We start from the raw sequence: 19,479 nt of genomic DNA, 5'->3' as shown, positions 1-19,479 counted from the left end.
GGCCCTACCGCGCCTCCCAGGCCGGCTGCGGCCCCGGCTCCTCCGGCGGCGGCTGCCGCGTCACCAGCAGCGGCGCTGCGTCCTCGCGGACCGTACGCTCGCCGATGATCACCTTGGCCACGTCGTCGCGGCTCGGGATCTCGTACATGACGGGCCGCAGGACATGCTCCATGATCCCGCGCAGCCCCCGCGCCCCGGTGCCGCGCAGCATGGACTTCTCCACGACGGCCTCGAGCGCGGCCTCGCTGAACTCCAGCTCCACGTCGTCCATCTCGAACAGCCGCTGGTACTGCTTGACCAGGGCGTTCCGGGGCTCGGTGAGGGTGCGCAGCAGCGCCGCCCCGTCCAGGCTCGACACCCGTGCGATCACGGGGAGCCGGCCGATGAACTCGGGGATCAGCCCGAACCTGATCAGATCGGCGGGCATGACGCGGGCGAACACGTCCCCGTCGTCGCCCGCGTCGTCCCCGGGGCCCATCCGGGCGGCGAAGCCGAGGCCACGTCTGCCCGTCCGGTCGTCGATGATCGTCTCCAGCCCTGCGAACGCCCCGGCCACGATGAACAGCACGTTCGCCGTGTCGATCTGGATGTACTCCTGGTGCGGATGCTTGCGGCCGCCCTGCGGTGGCACGGACGCGGTCGTGCCCTCCAGGATCTTCAGCAGGGCCTGCTGCACCCCTTCCCCCGAGACGTCGCGGGTGATCGACAGGTTCTCGCCCTTGCGCGCGATCTTGTCGATCTCGTCGATGTAGATGATGCCGGTCTCGGCGCGCTGCACGTCGTAGTCGGCCGCCTGGAGCAGCTTGAGCAGGATGTTCTCCACGTCCTCGCCTACGTACCCGGCCTCGGTCAGGGCGGTGGCGTCGGCGATGGCGAACGGGACGTTCAGCAGCCGGGCGAGGGTCTGCGCCAGATACGTCTTGCCGCAGCCGGTGGGGCCGAGCAGCAGGATGTTGGACTTGGCCACCTCGACCGGCTCGTCCTCCTCCTGGGTGCCGCGGACCCGCTTGTAGTGGTTGTAGACGGCCACCGCCAGGGAGCGTTTGGCCGACTCCTGGCCGATGACGTAGTCGTCGAGGAACCGGTGGATCTCGGCCGGCTTGGGCAGCTCCGTCAGCGGCGTGGCGGTGAGGTCGGCGAGCTCCTCCTCGATCAGCTCGTTGCACAACTCGACGCACTCGTCGCAGATGTGCACCCCGGCGGGCCCGGCGATGAGCCGCCTCACCTGCTTCTGGCTCTTCCCGCAGAAGGAACACTTCAGCGGATGGCCGTCCTCACCGATGCGTGCCATGAACGTGCCCAGCCCCCTCCGGATGGTCTCGTCATCCAGATGTTACTGTCATTCGGGCCCGGAACGGCGACGGGCACGCGCGACGAGGAGAACGATGGCTCGGCTCACCAGGGCTCAGACGCAGGAGCGCACCCGTGCCGGCGTGCTGGCCGCGGCCAGGGACGAGTTCGCCGAGCGCGGTTTCCGTGCCGCCAGGATCGACGCCATCGCCGAGCGCGCCGGCCTCACCCGCGGCGCCGTCTACTCCAACTTCCCCGGCAAGCGCGCCCTCTACTTCGCGGTCCTCGCCGAGCTGGCCGAACGCGCACCCGGGTGGACCGGCCCGGCACCCGGGCAGGGCCGCACCGCGGCCGAGGCCCTCGGCGCCCTCGCCCGGACGTGGGTCACCCGACCGTCGTCGGCCGCGGCGGACCAGGGAGAACGGGCCGGCACGGTGGCCGGGGACGCCACCGCACCCCGGCCGGGGGAGGCCCGTCTGTCGGCCGACCTCATACCGGAGGTCACGGCCGACGAGGCGCTGCGCAGGCCCTACCGCCAGCTCCTCGACCTGGACGCCCTGCTGGTCGCCCTGGCGCTGGAGGCGCTGAACCCGCCCACCCCGAGCCCGGGCGCGCCGCCGCGCCGCTCGGTGCGGGTCGCCAAGACCGTCCTCGCCACCCTGCACGGCGCGAGCCGCACGGCCGCCGCCGCTCCGGGCTTCATGGAGCCGTACGACGTCGTGAGCGCATGCGAGCGACTGGCCGGGCTGGAGCTGAGCGACTGGTGGGCCCCGCCCACCGGGGTACGGCCGGCACGCCGGGCCGACGAGCCGTGGGAGCCGCCCGGGGCGGCCGATCTCGTACGGGGCGAACCCGCGTCCCTCGCGGCGGACGGCGTGGTGGCCTTCCTCGGCACACACCGGCTGTCGGCCGTCGAGGAGGCGGTACGGGCCGCTCCGCCCGGCACGGGGATCACCCTCGTCGTGGTCACCGGGCAACCGGACGAGCTCGTCCCCCTGACGCGCCTGGTCGTGGGGGAGCTGAGCCGTTGTCTGCGCGAGGCGTTTCCGCTGTCGGCGTGGCCGGGGCTGCGGGTGGTGTGCGACGGCCCGGGGGCGGTCGCCGCCGCGGCGGGGATCACCGGTGCCGACGACCGCACGGAGGCGGCCGTCCGCGTCGGCGGAGGGCGCGTCCTGTACCGGGCGACGGGCCCGGGCGCCTGTCACGCCGTCGCTTCCGCCGCCCCGGCGCGCTCCGGGCACGCCCCGACCGCGGGCTGACCGGGCGGGGACGGCGACCCGGGGGGTCGGCCGGCGCGCCGAGCGCGACCCGGAGTCCCCCCCGGAAATCCGGGTACGTCGCCGGGGGCGGGCGAGCCGCGGCGCCTCAGAGCAGCTCGGAGTCGAACAGCCGCAGCAGGGCTTCCCCGTCCGCCTCCGTGTCGGGGGTGTCCCCCGGCAACGGCTGCTCGGCCCAGATGATCTTGCCGTCGGAGGTGTACCGCGTGCCCCAGCGCTCGGACAGCTGGGCCACCAGGAACAGCCCGCGGCCGCCCTCGTCCGTCGTCGCGGCATAGCGCAGGTGCGGTGAGGTGCTGCTGCCGTCGGCGACCTCGCAGGTCAGGCCCTGGTCGTACAGAAGCCGCACCCGGATCGGCTGCGTGCCGTACCGGATCGCGTTGGTGAGCAGCTCGCTGAGGATCAGCTCGGTGCCGAACGCCATCCCCTCCAGCCCCCACTCCGCCAGCTTCCCCACGGCGGCGGCACGCATCCCGGCGACCGCGCTGGGGTCCGACGGCACGTCCCACTCGGCCACCCGGTCCGGGCCGAGGGCGCGGGTACGGGCGATGAGCAGTGCCACGTCGTCCTTCGGGCGGGTCGGCAGCAGCGCGTCCAGCACGCCCTGGCAGGTCTGCTCCGGAGTGCCGTCCGTGTGCGCGAGGGCACGGCGCAGCAGCTCGATTCCGACGTCGATGTCGCGGGTGCGGTCCTCGATGAGCCCGTCCGTGTAGAAGACGAGCCGGGTGCCCTCGGGGATCTCGAGCACCTCGCTCTCGAACGGCATCCCGCCGAGCCCGAGCGGCGGCCCCGCCGGGAGTTCGGGGAACTCGACACTGCCGTCAGGGCGGACCAGCGCCGGCGGCGGATGCCCGGCCCGGGCCATGGTGCAGTGCCGCGAGACCGGGTCGTAGATGGCGTAGAGGCAGGTGGCGCCGGTCATCGCCGGGCCGTCGGGACTGCCGCCGGGGCCCATCTCGTCCTGGTCGATGCGGCCGACGAGATCGTCGAGATGGCCCAGCAGCTCGTCGGGCGGCAGATCGAGCGTGGAGAAGTTGTGCACCGCGGTCCGCAGGCGTCCCATCGTCGCCGCCGCGTGCAGCCCGTGGCCCACCACGTCGCCCACCACCAGGGCCACCCGGCTGCCCGGCAGCGGGATCACGTCGAACCAGTCGCCGCCCACCCCGGACTGGGCGGGCAGATAGCGGTGCGCCACCTCGACGGCGCTGTGCTCCGGCAGCGCCCTCGGCAGGAGGCTGCGCTGGAGCGTCACGGCCAGGGCGTGCTCACGCGTGTACCGGCGCGCGTTGTCCACGGACACCGCGGCCCGGGCGACCAGCTCCTCGGCGAGGGACAGGTCGTCCTCCTCGAAGGGGCCGGGCTTCTCCGAGCGCCAGAAGTTGGCGACTCCCAGGACGACGCCGCGGGCCTGCAGCGGCACGGTGATGAGCGAGTGGATGCCGTACTCGACGATGGCCTTCGTCCGCTCGGGGTCCTGAGCGCGCCAGCCCAGCGCCCGGGACAGGTCCGGGACGACCTCGGCCCGCCCGGTGCCCATACCGCGGGCCTGCGGTGTGGAGGGCAGGAACGCGATCAGCCTGCCGCGCTCGTAGAGCGGGTGGTCGTCGCGGATGCCGCTGACGGCGGTACGGCGCATTTCGCCCGCGGAGCCGTTCGGCTCCTCCCCGTTGAGCACGGGGTCCGCGAGGTCGACGGTGACGTAGTCGGCGAAGGAGGGGACGGCGACCTCGGCCAGCTCCTCGGCCGTCCGGGCGACGTCCAGGGTCGTGCCGATCCCCACCCCGGCGTCGTACAGCAGCTGGAGGCGCTTGCGGGCCACCTCGGCCCGGCCGGTCAGCGCCTGCAACTCGGTGGAGTCGCGGATGGTGGCGACGGTGCCGAGCGGACCGCCGGGGCCGTCGGTGGAGCGCTGGTTGACCACCAGCAGCCGGTCCCCGGCCGTCAGCACCTCGTCGGTGGCGGTCGTGCCCGAGGCCAGCAGGGCGGCCGTCGACGGTTCGAGACCCGCCAGATCGCGCACGGGCCGGCCCTCGGAGTCGGGACCCAGCCCCAGCAGCCGGCGGGCCTCGTCGTTGGCGAGCAGAAGGGTGCCGTTTCCGCCGACGATGACGACGCCTTCCCGTACCGCGTGGAGGACGGCGTCGTGATGCTCGTACATACGGGTCATCTCGGCCGGGCCGAGTCCGTGGGTCTGGCGTTTCAGTCGCCTGGTGGCCAGCGCCGTGCCCGCGGTGGCCAGCGCGAGGCCCGCCGCGCCCGTGCCGAGGATGACGGGCAGCTGCCGGTTCACCGCGCCCGTCACGTTGCGGACGGTCAGACCGGCCGAGACCAGCGCCTTGACGTTGCCGTCGGGGCCGGTGACCGGGACGACCGCCTGGACCTCCTTGCCCAGGGGGCCGTTCACGCTCTCCAGCAGGACCTCGCCCCGCAGGGACGGCTCGATCGTGCCGACGAAGCGGTTCCCGATCCGCTCCGGCTGGGGATGGGTGTAACGGATCCCGTTGGTGTCCATGACGACGATGAAGTCGACACCGGCGCGTTTGCGCGCCTCCTCGGTGATCGGCTGCAGGATGCGGGACGGATCGGGTGCGTCCAGGGCGGCGAGCAGGCCGGGCGAGTGCGCAAACGATTCCGCGACCGCGACCGACCGGTTGCGGGCCTCACGATCCGTGTCGTGCCGCGTCTGCAGGACGAGGGCGAGGATCGTGCCGAGAACGAGCAGGACCACGACCGCCACCTGGAGGATGAATACCTGCCCGGCGACGCTCCTGGGGCGTTTGCCGATCAGTGGCCGAACCGACACGCCCCGCAATCGGTCGAAGCGCCTGATCACGCTGTCCTTTCTAGCACCGCTTGTGCCCATCGGGCCATACACGTCCGGCAACGTTTGGTCGGGGAGGCGCAAAAGTGGAGAAACCCCGTCATGGGCAGGTGTAGGTGAATTCCGTGGACGCGTTGTGTTCCGAGGGCGAACCGAGCCGGAGCTCGGCACGCGCGCGGTGGACGCCCTCGCCGTGGAACGTCCACAGAAGACGCAGCCTGGCCCGGTCCTGGCCGCGGGCGAGCCGCTCCGTCAGCACCTCGGACGCGGTGCCGTCGCTGCGCACCCAGCGGTACGTCAGGGTGCCCGGCCGGCCGTCGGTGCGCACCACGGCCGTGACGACGGCGGTGCCGTCGCAGCCGGGACCGGCGGAGTCGGTGTCCACCGCGACGCCCCGGACGGTGGGGCCGGGGCCGTACCGCTGCCAGCCGAGGAGAAGGAGGGCGGCGAGCAGGATCAGCGCCGCCAGGCCGTAGCGGCGCAGCCCGGCCGCACGTGACCGGCCGGTGCCGGCGGCCGCGGGTGCGGCTCCGGGCGTCGTGCCCGTGTGCCACACGGCGGTCGTGCGGTCCTGTTCGTACCTCTCCCGGGCTGCCGCGGTGACTCCCGGGCCGAAGCGCAGCACCGTCCCCTCGACCGCGTCCGGCGGCGTGTCGGGCAGCTCCGACCAGTGACTGGCGAGCGCGGTGGCGCTGTAGTCGCCGTCGTCCGGCGGCGGGGGAGGGGCACCGTCGTCCGGCGACGGGAGAGGGGCGCGGAAGGGGAGGCGCGGATCGTTCATCCGATCGTGCACCTCCTCGTCAGGATCTCCTGCTGCGAGCCCCCGTTCGCGGCGGCGGGGGAGGTGCCCGCGGTGAGCCGCCAGTAGCAGGCCCGGGCGTTCTGGAAGACGTGCTCGACGGTGAGCGTGTACCGCGTCGCGCCGCTGCGCTCGAGGGTGTCGGTGCCGTCCGGGGTGCCGGGACCTCCCTTGGCCGCGGCCGTCGCCCAGTCCAGGGCGATGCTCACCGGACCGGTGCCGTCGGTGACGACCTCGACGGTGGCGGTGGCCGTCGTCGTCCCCGTCTGCCGCAGCGAACCGATCGACACGGACGTCACCGAGACCTCCGGCGGCTTCGGGGTCGCCGGTGGTTCGGACGTGACCGGAGGCGTTTCCGGGACGGTGACCGGCGAGGCGGTCGAGGGGCCGGGACCGGTGGGCGAGGAGGCAGGGCCGGACGGGCTGACGGTCGCCGTCGGCGACGCCTCCGAGGAGGACGGCGAGGGGCCGGGGGACGCGGAGGCCGCCGAGGGCGACGGTGTCGGCGCGGCGGAGGCGGGGCCGGAGCTTCCGCCCGTCGCGGCAGGTACGGCGCTCGTGGTGGCGACCGCCCGCGCCGCCGGACTTCCCGGATCGTCACCGGCGGCCCGGGCCGCGATCACCAGCAGCAGCCCCAGGACGAGAGCGAGGGACGCGGCGAACAGTCCCTGCCGGTCCGGCCACAGCCCGCCGAGCCGGTGGCCGCGCCCCAGCGATGTCGACGCCCGCGCCGCGACCGAGACGGCCTGGGCACCGGCCGAAGGGAGCAGCAGCGGCAACAGCGCGGCCAGCGCGGCGAGTTCACCCCGGCCGCGCTCCTCCCAGTCGGGCCCGAGGGCCGCGCACGCGATCGCCTCCAGCTCCTCGACGAACGCCTCCGCGGTCTCCGGCCGTTCCTCCGGGGACTTCGCCATCCCGCGCAGGATCAGCGGACGCAGCTCCTCGGGCACCTCCTCGACCGGTACGGGCGCGCTCGTGTGCCGGAGGGCGAGCTCCGCGAAGTTCTCGCCGGTGTACGGCTTGCGGCCCGTGACGCATTCGAAGAACGTCGCCGTCGCCGCGTACACGTCGCCGGCCGGCGAGGCCGGCCCGCCGCTCCACTGCTCCGGCGCCATGTACGAGGGCGTGCCCGCGACCCCGGGCGTCGTCCCCCGGCCCGCCGCGATGCCGAAGTCGACGAGTTTGGACGAACCGTCCGGCGCCACCAGCACGTTCTCGGGCTTGTAGTCGCGGTGCACCACCCCCGCCCGGTGGGCGGCCGCGAGCCCCAGCAGGGAGCCCTTGAGCACCACGAGGGCGGGCGCGGCGCCCGTGGCGCCCTCCCTGGACAGCAGGGCGCGCAGCGGTATCCCGTCGACCAGCTCCATCACGATGGCCGCGCCCTCGGGGCACTCGACGTACTCGTACAGACGGACCACGTGCGGGGTGTCGAGCTCGCTCAGCAGCCGCGCCTCCGAGCGGAAGGCGCGGACGAAGGCGGTGTCCCGGCGCAGCCGCTCAGCGAGGTACTTGACGGCCACCGGTGTACCGGTGGCGTCGTGCACCGCGAGCACGACCCGTCCGCTGCCGCCCGCGCCGAGTTCTCTGGTCTCGGTGTATCCCGGGACCGTCCATGCGTTCATCCCACCCCCTCGGCGGGCGCGGCCGGAGTGCTCGGCCGGCGTCGCGCGCGCCGTCGTCCCCACGAAAGACACACGTACGGTACCGGGTGGTTCCCGGCGGTCCGCCGGTCGTGTGCCGCCCGCCGGTCGTGTGCCGTTCGCCGGTCGTGTGCCGTTCGCCGGTCGTGTGCGGTCCGCCGGTCGTGCGGCCTGCGCCCGCCCTGTGCCGCCCGCCGGTCGTGTGCCGTCCTGAGCCGGTGTTCGTCCCGCGCGGATGATCAGCCCGTGCAGCCGCTCGGCGGCGGTCCGCCCGAACGACGGGTCGTTGATGTGCGTGGGGAGGTCGACCGTCTCCACCGGACTGCCCCGCAGCCCCTCCCGCAGTGCCGCGAACAGCGCCGCGTCGGCGTCAGGGTCGTGGTACGGCCCGTCCGGCGCCCCCAGCGTCGACAGCCCGCGCAGGGGCACGCACACCTCGACCGGACCCGAGGCTCCGCGCAGCTTCTCCGCGATGCTCCGGCCGAGCTCGGCGCACTCGGCCGCGGTCGTGCGGACCACGGTGACGGACGGGTTGTGCACGCGCACGTCACGGTTCCGCAGCCGCTCCGGGACGGTGTGCGGAGGTCCGAACTTCACCATGTCGAGTGCTCCGAGCCCCACCACCTGCGGCGTGCCCCGGAGGCCCGCGGCACGCAGCCGGTCGGGGCCGGCGGTCAGGGTGCCGCCGACCAGTTCGTCCGCCAGCTCACTGAGCGTCAGGTCCAGCACCCCCGCGAACAGCCCCTGCCCGGCCAGGGCCTCCAGCGTGCGGCCGCCCGTTCCGCTGGCGTGGAACACGAGGACCTCGTAGCCCAGTTCGGTCAGCCGCTCGCGTGCCGCGTCGACCCCCGGCGTGGTGACGCCGGCCATGCTCGCCGCCACCAGCGGCCTGCCGGCCGTCCCCGGCAGGTCCGGCCGCAGCGCCCGGGGGCCCGCCTCGAACCCCTTCGCCATTCCGGCGACGGCGTCCACGGCGTTGGCCAGGACCGGGGCCGAGACCGAGTTGACCCCCGCGATGTCGACGACGCTGTGCATCATCGTGATGTCCGCGGAGCCGACGTACGCGGCCACATCGCCCGACGCCATCGAGGACACCATCAGCTTCGGCACACCGAGGGGCAGTCCGCGCATCGCGCGGGTCGCGATGGACGTCCCGCCGCTGCCTCCGAGGGCCAGCACCCCGTGCAGCCGCCCGGCCTCGTACAGGCGCAGGAGGGCGGCGGCCGCGCCCCGGGCCATCGTCGTGACGGCGGCGCCGCGGTCGCCATCGGCCCGCAGCCGGTCCAGGTCCGCGCCCGCCGACCGGGCCACCTCGGACCGCGGCACGTCCGCGCGCAACCGCGGGTCGCCCGCGATCCCCGCGTCGACGACCACCACCTCGACGCCGTGCCGCAGCAGCCGCTCCCGCAGCCACGCGTACTCGAGACCTTTGGTGTCCAGGGTGCCCAGCAGGACGACGATCGCCATCCTGGTACTGTCCGCGGGGATCGACAAAGCGACAAGGGTGCCTCGGGGACCGCTCGCCTGCCTCCGGGAGGCACGCGCCCCCGCGCACCCACCGGGCCGCGGACATAGGCTGGACTGGCCGTTCACCGTGGAGGTGTGCCATGTCGCGTAACCACCACTTCCACCTCGACCGGGGCGACCACTCGATCACCGTCAACGTCGGACCGGGCCGGACCGGGGGCATCGAGCTGCTGGTCGACGGCAAGGTGATCGCGTACCGGCGGGAGCACGGCACGGGCACGACGGTGCTGAACGGCCTGCTCCCCGACGACCCGGCCCGCGCCTTCGTCGTCCGGGTCCACCAGCCGCACCTGGTCCGGATGAAGCCCGGCTGCACCCTGGAGCTGGACGGCGTGGAACTTCCCATGCCGGAGCGGTACACCACGTTCTGAGCGCCGCCGATCGGTCCCGCCGGTGGTCGCTTTCGAGTGACCCCGGCGGCTCCGTGCCGCCAGCGGCCGCGCGCCGTACCGGAGCATCGCAGTCGGCCGGACTCCCCGCCGGCCCTGGACCGTGTCCGCGGAGTCCCGCCAGGCCCTCCGGGCAGCCGGCGCCACCGTGCCGACACGAGCCAGCCGCCGGATCCGGTGGAAGGCCGTCATGCACATCCTGCTCATCGCCAGCGCCTACAACAGCCTCACCCAGCGCGTCCACGCGGAGCTGCGGGACCGGGGCCACAGCGTCGCCGTCGAGCGCACCCCGGACGGAGACGCCGTGCGCGAGGCCGTCCGCCGGCACGAGCCCCGCCTCGTGCTCGCCCCCATGCTGAAGACCGTCATCCCGGCGGACGTCTGGACCCGGCACACCTGTCTCGTCGTGCACCCCGGCCCGGTCGGCGACCGAGGGCCGTCGTCCCTGGACTACGCGGTCCAGGAGGACGCCGGGGTCTGGGGCGTCACCGTCCTGCAGGCCGACGGGGAGATGGACGCCGGAGACGTCTGGGCCACGGCGAACGTCGCCCTTCCGCCGCTCGCCAAGAGCGATCTGTACCGGGGCGAGGTCTCCGACGCCGCCGTCACCGCCGTGCTGCTCGCCGTCGACCGCTTCGCCTCCGGCACCTACGAACCCCGGCCGCAGAGCGCCGGGAGCGGCCGGATGGGCGTCCGGCCGTACGTCCGCCAGGAACTCCGGCGCATCTCCTGGGCGGACGACTCCACCGAGACCGTGCTGCGCAAGCTGCGGGCCGCCGACTCGCAGCCGGGAGTGCTCGACGAACTGCTGGACGGCGAGTGGTTCCTCCACGGCGGCCACCCGGAGGACCAGCTGCGCGGCCGTCCCGGTGAGCTGCTGGCCACCCGGGCCGGCGCGCTGTGCCGGGCGACCGTGGACGGCGCCGTGTGGATCCCCGAACTGCGCCGCCGCCGTGACGCCGGGGGACGGCCCGGCGTCAAACTGCCCGCCACCCTGGCGCTGGGGGACCGGCTGCCGCTGCTCCCCGACCTCCCCGCACCCCTCGGTCTCGGCGAACACCGCCGTACCTGGAGCGACATCCGCTACCGGGAGGAGGGGCCGGTCGGGGTGCTGTCGTTCTCCTTCCCCGGCGGCGCGATGAGCACCGGACACTGCGAGCGGCTGCTCGACGCCTACCGGGTGGCCTGCTCCCGGCCCACCTCGGTGCTGGTCATCGGGGCGGCCCGGGACTTCTTCTCCAACGGCATCCACCTCAACGTCATCGAGGCCGCCGCCGACCCCGCGGCCGAGTCCTGGGCCAACATCAACGCCATGGACGATCTCGTGGAGGCCGTGCTGACCACCACGGACCGGCTCGTGGTGGCCGCCGTCGGCGGCAACGCGGCCGCGGGCGGGGTCATGCTCGCGCTGGCCGCCGACGAGGTCTGGTGCCGCGCGGGTTCCGTCCTCAACCCCCACTACCGGCTCATGGGCCTGTACGGCTCGGAGTACTGGACCTACTCCCTGCCCCGCCGCGTGGGCGGCCCCATGGCCGAACGCCTCACCTCGCAGGCCCTGCCGGTGACCGCGACCGCCGCGCTCCGCCACGGCCTGGTCGACAGGGTCGTCGAGTGCGGCCCCGAGGAGTTCGCCGGCGAGGTCACCCGGATGGCGGCACGGCTCGCCCCGAATCCCTCGACCCAGTCCCGGATCGCCGCCAAGAAGGCCGCGCGGGAGCGCGACGAGGCGGCACGTCCCCTGGCCGCGTACCGCGAGGACGAGCTGGCCCGGATGCTGCGGACCTTCTCGGACCCGGCCGCGCCCTACCACCGGCTGCGGCGGGCCTTCGTCCGGAAGGAGTCACCGGCGGGCACCCGGCCGGAGGACGCCGCGGTGGCAGCCGGAACGGCCGCCTGTTAGCAAGGGACGAAGGCCCGGTACGGGTCTTTTGTCACGTATCCCCAGGAGACGCCTCATGGATGCAGGAACGCCGACCACGGTCGACGCCGCGGCCTCGTCCGGCGCGGCCGCGGCCGAGGACAAGCCGATCCATATCCTCTGGATCAACGCCGGCCTGAGCTGCGACGGCGACTCGGTCGCGCTGACCGCCGCCATGCAGCCGAGCATCGAGGAGATCGCCCTCGGTGCCCTGCCGGGTCTGCCGAAGATCCAGGTCCACTGGCCGCTGATCGACTTCGAGTGCGGTCCGGTGGGCGGCGCCGACACCTTCATCGAGTGGTTCTTCAAGGGGGAGCGCGGGGAGATCGACCCGTTCGTGCTCGTCATCGAGGGTTCCGTGCCCAATGAGTCGATCAAGCAGGAGGGGTACTGGTGCGGCTTCGGCGACGACCCCGAGACCGGCCAGCCCATCACGACCAGCGAGTGGATCGACCGGCTGGCTCCCCGCGCCCTCGCCGTGGTGGCGATCGGCACCTGCGCCACGTACGGCGGCATCCACGCCATGGCCGGCAACCCCACCGGTGCCATGGGCGTGCCCGACTACCTCGGCTGGGACTGGAAGTCCACGGCGGGCATCCCCATCGTGTGCGTCCCCGGCTGCCCGATCCAGCCGGACAACTTCGCGGAGACGCTGACGTACCTGCTCTACCAGGCTGCCGGCTCCGCGCCGATGATCCCGCTCGACGACAAGCTCCGCCCCACCTGGCTGTTCGGGCAGACCGTGCACGAGGGGTGCGACCGGGCGGGCTACTACGAGCAGGGCCAGTTCGCCGAGACGTACGACTCGCCCGAGTGCCTCGTGAAGATCGGCTGCTGGGGCCCCGTCGTCAAGTGCAACGTGCCCAAGCGCGGGTGGATGAACGGCATCGGCGGCTGCCCCAACGTGGGCGGCATCTGCATCGCCTGCACCATGCCGGGCTTCCCCGACAAGTTCATGCCGTTCATGGACGAGCCGCCCGGCGGCAAGCTCTCCAGCACGGCCAGCGGCGCCTACGGCGCCGTGATCCGCAGGCTCCGCAGCATCACGGCCAGGACGGTGGACAAGGAGCCCAAGTGGCGGCACACGGGCGACAAGATCACCACCGGTTACCGGCCCCCGTGGCCCATGTGACCCACCCTCCGGGACGGCGACACCCCCTCCTGCTCGACGACGTGAAGACGTGAAGAAGGGCACCGCACACACGATGGCACCGAAGACACAAGCGGCCGGCGACGGCCTGGTGGAGATGTCCTGGGATCCGATCACCCGGATCGTGGGCAGTCTCGGCATCCACACCAAGATCGACTTCAAGCAGAAGCGGGTCGCCGAGTGCTACAGCACCTCGTCGGTCTTCCGCGGCTACAGCGTCTTCATGCGGGGCAAGGACCCGCGCGACGCGCACTTCATCACCAGCCGCATCTGCGGCATCTGCGGTGACAACCACGCGACGTGCTCGGTCTACGCGCAGAACATGGCGTACGGGGTGAAGCCGCCGCACCTCGGTGAATGGATCATCAACCTCGGCGAGTCCGCCGAGTACATGTTCGACCACAACATCTTCCAGGAGAACCTGGTCGGGGTCGACTACTGCGAGAAGATGGTCCGCGAGACGAATCCCGGTGTCCTGGAGCTCGCCGAGCGCACCGAGGCCCCGCACGCCGCGGAGCACGGCTACCGCACCATCGCGGACATCATGCGCTCGCTGAACCCGCTGGAGGGCGAGTTCTACCGCGAGGCCCTCCAGGTCAGCCGCTACACCCGGGAGATGTTCTGCCTGATGGAGGGCCGCCATGTGCACCCCTCCACGCTCTACCCGGGTGGCGTCGGCACGGTCGCCTCCGTACAGCTCTTCACGGACTACATGTCCCGCCTCATGCGGTACGTCGAGTTCATGAAGCGCGTCGTCCCGCTCCACGACGACCTGTTCGACTTCTTCTACGAGGCCCTGCCCGGCTACGAGGAGGTCGGCCGCCGGCGGGTGCTGCTCGGCTGCTGGGGCGCCCTGAACGACCCCGAGTACTGCGACTTCACCTACGCCAACATGACCGACTGGGGACGGAGGATGTTCGTCACCCCGGGCGTCGTCGTGGACGGCAAGCTGGTCACCAACGACCTCACCCAGATCAACCTCGGCATCCGGATCCTGCTCGGCAGCTCGTACTACGAGGACTGGGAGGGCCAGGAGCAGTTCGTCACCCGCGACCCGCTCGGCAACCCGGTCGACCCGCGCCACCCGTGGAACCAGCACACCATCCCCGCGCCGCAGAAGCGGAACTTCGACGACAAGTACAGCTGGGTCATGTCCCCGCGCTGGTTCGACGGCAAGGAGTACCTGCCCCTCGACACCGGCGGCGGCCCCATCGCCCGGCTGTGGTCCACCGCGCTCTCCGGCCTCGTCGACATCGGCTACGTCAAGGCCACCGGGCACAGCGTCGTCATCAACCTGCCGCGCTCGCTCACGAAGCCGGAGACCACCTTCGAGTGGAAGATCCCGCAGTGGAGCAACGCGCTGGAGCGCAACCGCGCCCGCACGTACTTCCAGGCCTACTCCGCCGCCGTCGCGCTGCACTTCGCCGAGAAGGGCCTCGAGGAGGTCCGCGCCGGACGCAGCCAGACCTGGGAGAAGTTCGACGTGCCCGACGAGTCCATCGGCGTCGGCTTCACCGAGGCCGTCCGGGGCGTCCTCTCCCACCACATGGTCATCAGGGACGGCAAGATCGCCAACTACCACCCGTACCCGCCGACCCCGTGGAACGCGAGCACCCGCGACACCTACGGCACCCCCGGCCCGTACGAGGACGCGGTGCAGAACACGCCCATCTTCGAGGAGAACTCCCCGGAGAACTTCAAGGGCATCGACATCATGCGGGCCGTCCGCAGCTTCGACCCGTGCCTGCCGTGCGGCGTCCACATGTACGTCGGCGACGGCCGGACCGTGAAGTCGATGCACGTGCCCACCGGACTGAGCGGTCTCGGCGGATGAGCCCGGTCACCGGCACGGTCAGCGCGGAGCAGGCGGGCCGGCGGGTCGAGGAGATCCTCGACCGGCTGGCCGCCGGCGGCGACGAGCAGGCGTGCGCCGCCGCCGAGGAACTCGTCCGCGTCCTCATGGACTTCTACGGCGCCGGGCTGGCCAGGACCGTCGAACTGCTGGCCCGCCCCGCCGAGGCCGTACCCGCCGGGGGACAGCCCCCGGCGCCGCTCGCTCCCCTGCTCGGCGACGAACTCGTCAGCAGCCTGCTGGTCCTGCACGACCTGCACCCCGAGGACGTGCCCACCCGGATCGCCCGCGCACTGCGCGGAGTCCGGCACTCCCTCGAATCGGCCGGCTTCGAGGAGGCCACCGGCGTCCTGCGGCTCCGCCTCACCGGCTCCACCGGATGCGGCTGCCCCAGCACCCAGGAGGTCGCGCGGCAGGCGGCCGTCGAGGCACTCGCGTGCTTCGCGCCGGAGGTGACCGCCGTGGAACTCCACCCCGTCACCCGTGAACCCGCCCTGCTGCAGATCGGCGCCGGCCCGCCCGGCGACGCTTCCGCAGCGGGCCGGACGCCGGCCACGGCGACGTGAGCGCGGTCCCGACGGGTCCGGGGCGGAAGCGGCCCGCCCCGGGCCCGCGCGGACTGCGCCGTTTCACGGCGCCCCGGCCGCCCCGCGAGGAGCGCTGCGAACTGTGCGGCGCGGCGCTCCCCGACGCACGTCACCGGCATCTGGTGGACATCGAGAAGAGGGCCCTGGCCTGCGCCTGCGGTCCGTGCACCCAGCTCCTCGACCGGCCCGGCTCGTCACAGGGACGCTTCCGGGCCGTGCCCTCGCGCCACCTCACCGACCCCGGGCACCGCGTCGACGACACCACCTGGGAACTGCTGCGGATCCCCGTGAGCGTCGCCTTCTTCTTCCACAACTCCGCGCTCGCGCGGCCCGTCGCGCTCTACCCGAGCCCGGCCGGCGCCACCGAGAGCGAGCCGGAACCGTCGTCCTGGGAGACGGTGCTCGCCGCGACCGAACTGGCCGGGATGCTCGAACCCGACGTGGAGGCACTGCTGCTGCGCCGCTCCGGCGGCAGCACCGAGTGCCATCTCGTCCCGGTCGACACCGCCTACGAACTCGTCGGCCGGATGCGTCTCACCTGGCACGGCTTCGACGGAGGCCCCCAGGCCCGCGCCGAACTCGACGCCTTCTTCGACCGCGTACGACAGCAGGCCACACCGCTCCGGGGGAGCAGGGCATGACCGAATTCACCTTCCACTGCACGGACGTGCGGGCCGATCCGTACGCGGCGGGCCCGACGCTCGTCTTCCGGCTGCGCATCACCGCGACACCCGGGACCCGCGTCCACGCCCTCGCCCTGCGCTGCCAGTTGCGCATCGAACCGGCCCGGCGCGGCTACGCCGACCCCGAGGCCGACGGCCTGAAGGACCTGTTCGGCGAACGCTCGCGCTGGGGCAGCTCGATGCACCCGGTGCAGTTCGCCCAGGTCTCCCACATGGTGCCCGGCTTCACCGGCGAGACCGAGACCGAACTGCCCGTGCCGTGCACGTACGACATGGACGTCGCCGCGACCCGCTACGCCCGCGCCCTGTCCGAGGGCGAGGTGCCGCTGCTGATGCTCTTCTCCGGCACCGCCTTCACCGGAGCGGGCGGATTCCACGTCGAACCGGTGCCCTGGGACCGGGAAGCCGCGTTCCGGATGCCGGTGAAGGTCTGGCAGGAGATGGTCGACCAGCACTTCCCGGGCTGCGGCTGGATCCGGCTGCCCAGGGAGACCATGGACGCCCTCCTCGCCTTCCGCTCGCGGCGGGCCCTGCCCTCCTGGGAGTCCACCGTCGAGGCCCTCCTCGACGCGTCCGGCGACAGGACGGCCCCATGACCACGGCCGTCTTCACCCCCGAGACCGAGGCCCGGCTCGCCACCGCGCGCCACGTCGCCGACGCGGTCCTGTTCGAGGGCTACGTCCTGTACCCGTACCGCGCCTCGGCGGCCAAGAACCGGCTGCGCTGGCAGTTCGGGGTGCTCGTGCCGCCCGCGTGGAGCGCACGCTGCGAGGAGCACGAGTTCCAGCACACCGAATGCCTGATGGAGCCCCGGCCCGGCGCGGACCTCGCGGTCGAGCTCCGGTTCCTGCACGCCCAGCGGCGCACCGTCCAGCGGGCGGCCGAGGACGGCGGGTTCGAGACGGTCCGCGAACTCCACCTGGAGGACCGGGTCCTGGTCCCCTGGGACGAGGGCGTGGAGGAACGCGTCGAACTGACCGTGCCCGTCGCCGACCTGGCGGGCGAGGGCGTCTCCTTCCCCTTCACCCGCCCGGCCCGTGAGGAGACCGAACCGGTCCTGGACGGCGAGGGCCGCACCGTCGGCCGGCTCCTGCGCCGCCGGGAGGAGGTCAGCGGCGCCGTACGGCTGTCCGCCGCCGAACTCGACGGCCCCTACCGGACGATGCGGCTCACGGCCGTCGTGGAGAACACCGGCGACTGGGTGCCGGAGCCCGGCGGGGACCGCGACGCGGCCCTGCCGTACTCGCTCGTCGCCAGCCATCTGCTGCTCTGTCTCGACCGCGGCTCGTTCCTGTCCATGACCGACCCGCCGGAGTGGGCCAAGGGCGCCGTCGCCGCCTGCCGGAACCTCCACACCTGGCCCGTGCTCGCCGGCGAACCCGGCGTCACCGACCTGGTGCTGTCGTCGCCGATCATCCTCGAGGACCATCCGGCCATCGCACCGGAGAGCCCCGGCGCCCTGTACGACGCCACCGAGATCGACGAGATCCTCGCCCTGCGCACCGCGGCCCTCACCGACGAGGAGAAGCGCGAGGCCAGGGGCACCGACGAGCGGGCCGCCGCGGTCATCGAACTGGCCGACACCATGCCCGCGGAGGTGCTGGAGCGACTGCACGGCGCGGTGCGCAGCCTGCGGGAGGTCACCGCACCCGCGCCGCACGAGGACCCACCCGGCCACGGCACCGCCCGCCCGGACACCCCCTGGTGGGACCCGGGCGGCGACACGAGCGTCGACCCGGAGAACGACCGGGTCACGGTGGACGGCGTCCCCGTCGGCTCGGGAAGCCGCGTCGTGCTGCGGCCCGGGCTGCGCCACAGCGACGCGCAGGACCTGTTCCTGCACGGACGCACCGCCCTGGTCGAGGCCGTGCTGCACGACGTCGACGGGGGTGTGCACATCGCGGTGACCGTCGAGGGCGACCCCGGCGCGGACATCCGCCGTGAACAGGGACGCTTCCTCTACTTCCAGCCCGACGAGGTCGAACCCCTGGAGACCGTGTGAACGGCCCCGCACAGGACCGCACCCGCACCCTCGTCGCCGGCGTCGGCAACATCTTCCTCGGCGACGACGGCTTCGGCGTCGAGACCGTGCGCGCGCTGACCGGCCTGCCGCTGCCGGACCACGTCGAGGTCGCGGACATCGGCATCCGCGGCGTCCACCTCGCCTACCGGCTGCTGGACGGCTACGACACCCTCGTCCTGGTCGACGCGACGGCCCGCGGCGGCGAACCCGGCACGCTCTACCTCATCGAGCCGGAGCCCGGCCGCGGCACCGGCGCGCCCGCGGACGCCGTCGCCCTCGACGGCCACCGGATGTCCCCCGACGCCGTCCTGGCCCTGATGGACACGCTCTGTGCCGGTACCGGCGCGGCAGCGCCCCGCCGCGTCCTCGTCGTCGGCTGCGAGCCCGCCTCCGTCGAGGAGGGCATCGGACTCAGCCCGCGGGTCGCCGCCGCCGTACCCGGAGCGGTTCGCATGATCACGGACCTGGTGCACCAGTCAGCCCCGGCAGGAACCGGCCTCACATGAGGAGCACACCCATGAACAAGAAGGTCATCGGCGGCGCGGCCGCCGCCACCGCGTTCGTCGCGCTCGTCAGGGGATTCCTCCCGGACATCCGGCGCTATCTGCGCATCCGCAGGATGTGACCGCACGAGGTGACCCGCACGACGTGACGCCGGGTACGTGCCACGCACGCAGGCGTTCCCGGCATCGCGGCCGTGCGCCGTGACGCGCTCGGGTCCGTCCCCGCGCGCCGCGATCCGGGGTGCGTGCCGTGACCCAGCGACCCCAGGGGAGCCGCGTCGTGCGGCGCGACCCCCGGCATCCCGGCCTGCGCCGTGACCTGCTGGGCCCGCCCCGCCGGCGTCCTGGGTACGAGTCCGTGACCCGCCCACGGCGCGACCCGCCCGGCGCCGCACCCCTGCATCCGGCCGCGTGTTGCGACCCGCGCGAGCCCCGCCCACGGCGCGGCGCAGCCGGAGCCGTGAGAGGTGACGGCAGCCCGCCCCCGCGACCACTGCACCGAACGGCGGACGCGACCGGGCACCGTCGGCGCGCCGGTCGGAGCGGCCCGGCGGGCGCCCCTGTAATGGGCACGGCCACGCCCGCCCCCGGGCGCAACGGGCCACCGCCGCGCAGGACGGAGACCGATGCACGAGATGTCCATCGCGCTCGCCGTCGTCGACCAGGTCGAGGAGGCGGCGCGGTCGCACGGCGCCACCGCGGTGCGCACCGTGCGCCTGCGGATCGGCGAGCTGGCCGGAGTGGTCCCCGACGCGCTCGCCTTCTCCTTCGGACTGGCCTGCGCCGGCACCGTCGTGGAGGGCGCCGAACTCGTCACCGAGACCGTCCCCGGCCGCGCCCGCTGCGCGTCGTGCGACGACGAGTGGGCGGTGGGCATGCCGCCGCGGCTGATCTGCCCGGTGTGCGACCGGGCCACCGCGGAACTCGTCTCCGGCCGCGAGCTGCGCATCGCCGCCGTGGAGTGGCACGACGACCCCGCGGACCCACGGGTCCGCGAACCGATCTCCGAGGAGGGCTGAC

General features: G+C 73.4%; 16 protein-coding genes. 12 read left to right on the top strand and 4 right to left on the bottom strand.

The annotated features are described in order from the left end of the window. Positions 1-4 precede the first annotated feature (4 nt). The gene (gene clpX, locus QRN89_RS03095; protein ID WP_290347793.1) at positions 5-1,291 is read right to left on the bottom strand and encodes an ATP-dependent Clp protease ATP-binding subunit ClpX; all 1,287 of its coding nucleotides are present in this window, start codon (positions 1,289-1,291) and stop codon (positions 5-7) included. A gap of 94 nt (positions 1,292-1,385) precedes the next feature. On the opposite strand from clpX, the gene QRN89_RS03090 reads away from it, so the two are divergent. Continuing rightward, positions 1,386-2,549, top strand: coding sequence for a TetR family transcriptional regulator (locus tag QRN89_RS03090; protein ID WP_290347792.1), 1,164 nt, complete (start codon positions 1,386-1,388; stop codon positions 2,547-2,549). Between the two features lie 106 nt (positions 2,550-2,655). Here QRN89_RS03090 and QRN89_RS03085 read toward each other — a convergent pair whose 3' ends face one another. The 3 genes from QRN89_RS03085 to QRN89_RS35540 form a co-directional block, all read right to left on the bottom strand. Then, positions 2,656-5,370: a SpoIIE family protein phosphatase gene (locus tag QRN89_RS03085; RefSeq protein ID WP_290353553.1), complete on the bottom strand. Its 2,715-nt coding sequence runs from the start codon at positions 5,368-5,370 to the stop codon at positions 2,656-2,658. Between the two features lie 118 nt (positions 5,371-5,488). Next, positions 5,489-6,169: a hypothetical protein gene (locus tag QRN89_RS03080; protein ID WP_290347791.1), complete on the bottom strand. Its 681-nt coding sequence runs from the start codon at positions 6,167-6,169 to the stop codon at positions 5,489-5,491. After that, positions 6,166-9,294, bottom strand: coding sequence for a Tm-1-like ATP-binding domain-containing protein (locus tag QRN89_RS35540; protein ID WP_356948602.1), 3,129 nt, complete (start codon positions 9,292-9,294; stop codon positions 6,166-6,168). Before QRN89_RS35540 ends, QRN89_RS03080 begins: the two co-directional genes overlap by 4 nt. A gap of 140 nt (positions 9,295-9,434) precedes the next feature. Here QRN89_RS35540 and QRN89_RS03065 point away from each other — a divergent pair, with 140 nt between their 5' ends. From QRN89_RS03065 to hypA, 11 genes are all read left to right on the top strand, one after another. Further along, complete coding sequence (locus tag QRN89_RS03065) at positions 9,435-9,725, top strand: hypothetical protein (RefSeq protein ID WP_290347790.1); 291 nt, start codon at positions 9,435-9,437, stop codon at positions 9,723-9,725. 208 nt (positions 9,726-9,933) lie between these two features. Next, positions 9,934-11,643, top strand: a complete 1,710-nt coding sequence (locus QRN89_RS03060; RefSeq protein ID WP_290347789.1) for a hydrogenase maturation protein — start codon at positions 9,934-9,936, stop codon at positions 11,641-11,643. A gap of 55 nt (positions 11,644-11,698) precedes the next feature. Continuing rightward, the gene (locus tag QRN89_RS03055) at positions 11,699-12,793 is read left to right on the top strand and encodes an NADH-quinone oxidoreductase subunit B family protein (protein WP_290347788.1); all 1,095 of its coding nucleotides are present in this window, start codon (positions 11,699-11,701) and stop codon (positions 12,791-12,793) included. 73 nt (positions 12,794-12,866) lie between these two features. Then, positions 12,867-14,645, top strand: coding sequence for a nickel-dependent hydrogenase large subunit (locus QRN89_RS03050; RefSeq protein WP_290347787.1), 1,779 nt, complete (start codon positions 12,867-12,869; stop codon positions 14,643-14,645). Then, the gene (locus QRN89_RS03045; protein WP_290347786.1) at positions 14,642-15,229 is read left to right on the top strand and encodes a NifU-related iron-sulfur-binding protein; all 588 of its coding nucleotides are present in this window, start codon (positions 14,642-14,644) and stop codon (positions 15,227-15,229) included. Before QRN89_RS03050 ends, QRN89_RS03045 begins: the two co-directional genes overlap by 4 nt. Then, complete coding sequence (locus QRN89_RS03040; RefSeq protein WP_290347785.1) at positions 15,226-15,891, top strand: DUF5947 family protein; 666 nt, start codon at positions 15,226-15,228, stop codon at positions 15,889-15,891. Before QRN89_RS03045 ends, QRN89_RS03040 begins: the two co-directional genes overlap by 4 nt. Continuing rightward, positions 15,888-16,529 (top strand): DUF6084 family protein, encoded by a 642-nt coding sequence (locus QRN89_RS03035; protein ID WP_290347784.1) that lies wholly within the window; start codon positions 15,888-15,890, stop codon positions 16,527-16,529. The genes QRN89_RS03040 and QRN89_RS03035 overlap by 4 nt, the downstream gene beginning before the upstream one ends. Continuing rightward, positions 16,526-17,935, top strand: a complete 1,410-nt coding sequence (locus QRN89_RS03030; RefSeq protein ID WP_290347783.1) for a hypothetical protein — start codon at positions 16,526-16,528, stop codon at positions 17,933-17,935. The genes QRN89_RS03035 and QRN89_RS03030 overlap by 4 nt, the downstream gene beginning before the upstream one ends. Then, entirely contained in the window at positions 17,932-18,462 is a 531-nt protein-coding gene (locus QRN89_RS03025) for a hydrogenase maturation protease (RefSeq protein ID WP_290347782.1), read from the top strand. Before QRN89_RS03030 ends, QRN89_RS03025 begins: the two co-directional genes overlap by 4 nt. An 11-nt stretch (positions 18,463-18,473) precedes the next feature. Then, on the top strand, positions 18,474-18,581 hold the full coding sequence (locus tag QRN89_RS35770; protein WP_384067317.1) for a DUF6893 family small protein: 108 nt from the start codon (positions 18,474-18,476) through the stop codon (positions 18,579-18,581). 504 nt (positions 18,582-19,085) lie between these two features. Further along, complete coding sequence (gene hypA, locus QRN89_RS03020) at positions 19,086-19,478, top strand: hydrogenase maturation nickel metallochaperone HypA (protein WP_290347781.1); 393 nt, start codon at positions 19,086-19,088, stop codon at positions 19,476-19,478. The last annotated feature ends 1 nt before the right edge of the window (position 19,479 follow it).

Origin of the sequence: Streptomyces sp. HUAS CB01, from assembly GCF_030406905.1 — a bacterium.
Taxonomy (GTDB): Bacteria; Actinomycetota; Actinomycetes; order Streptomycetales; family Streptomycetaceae; genus Streptomyces; species Streptomyces chengbuensis.
This window is presented reverse-complemented; position numbering and strand designations above follow the sequence as displayed.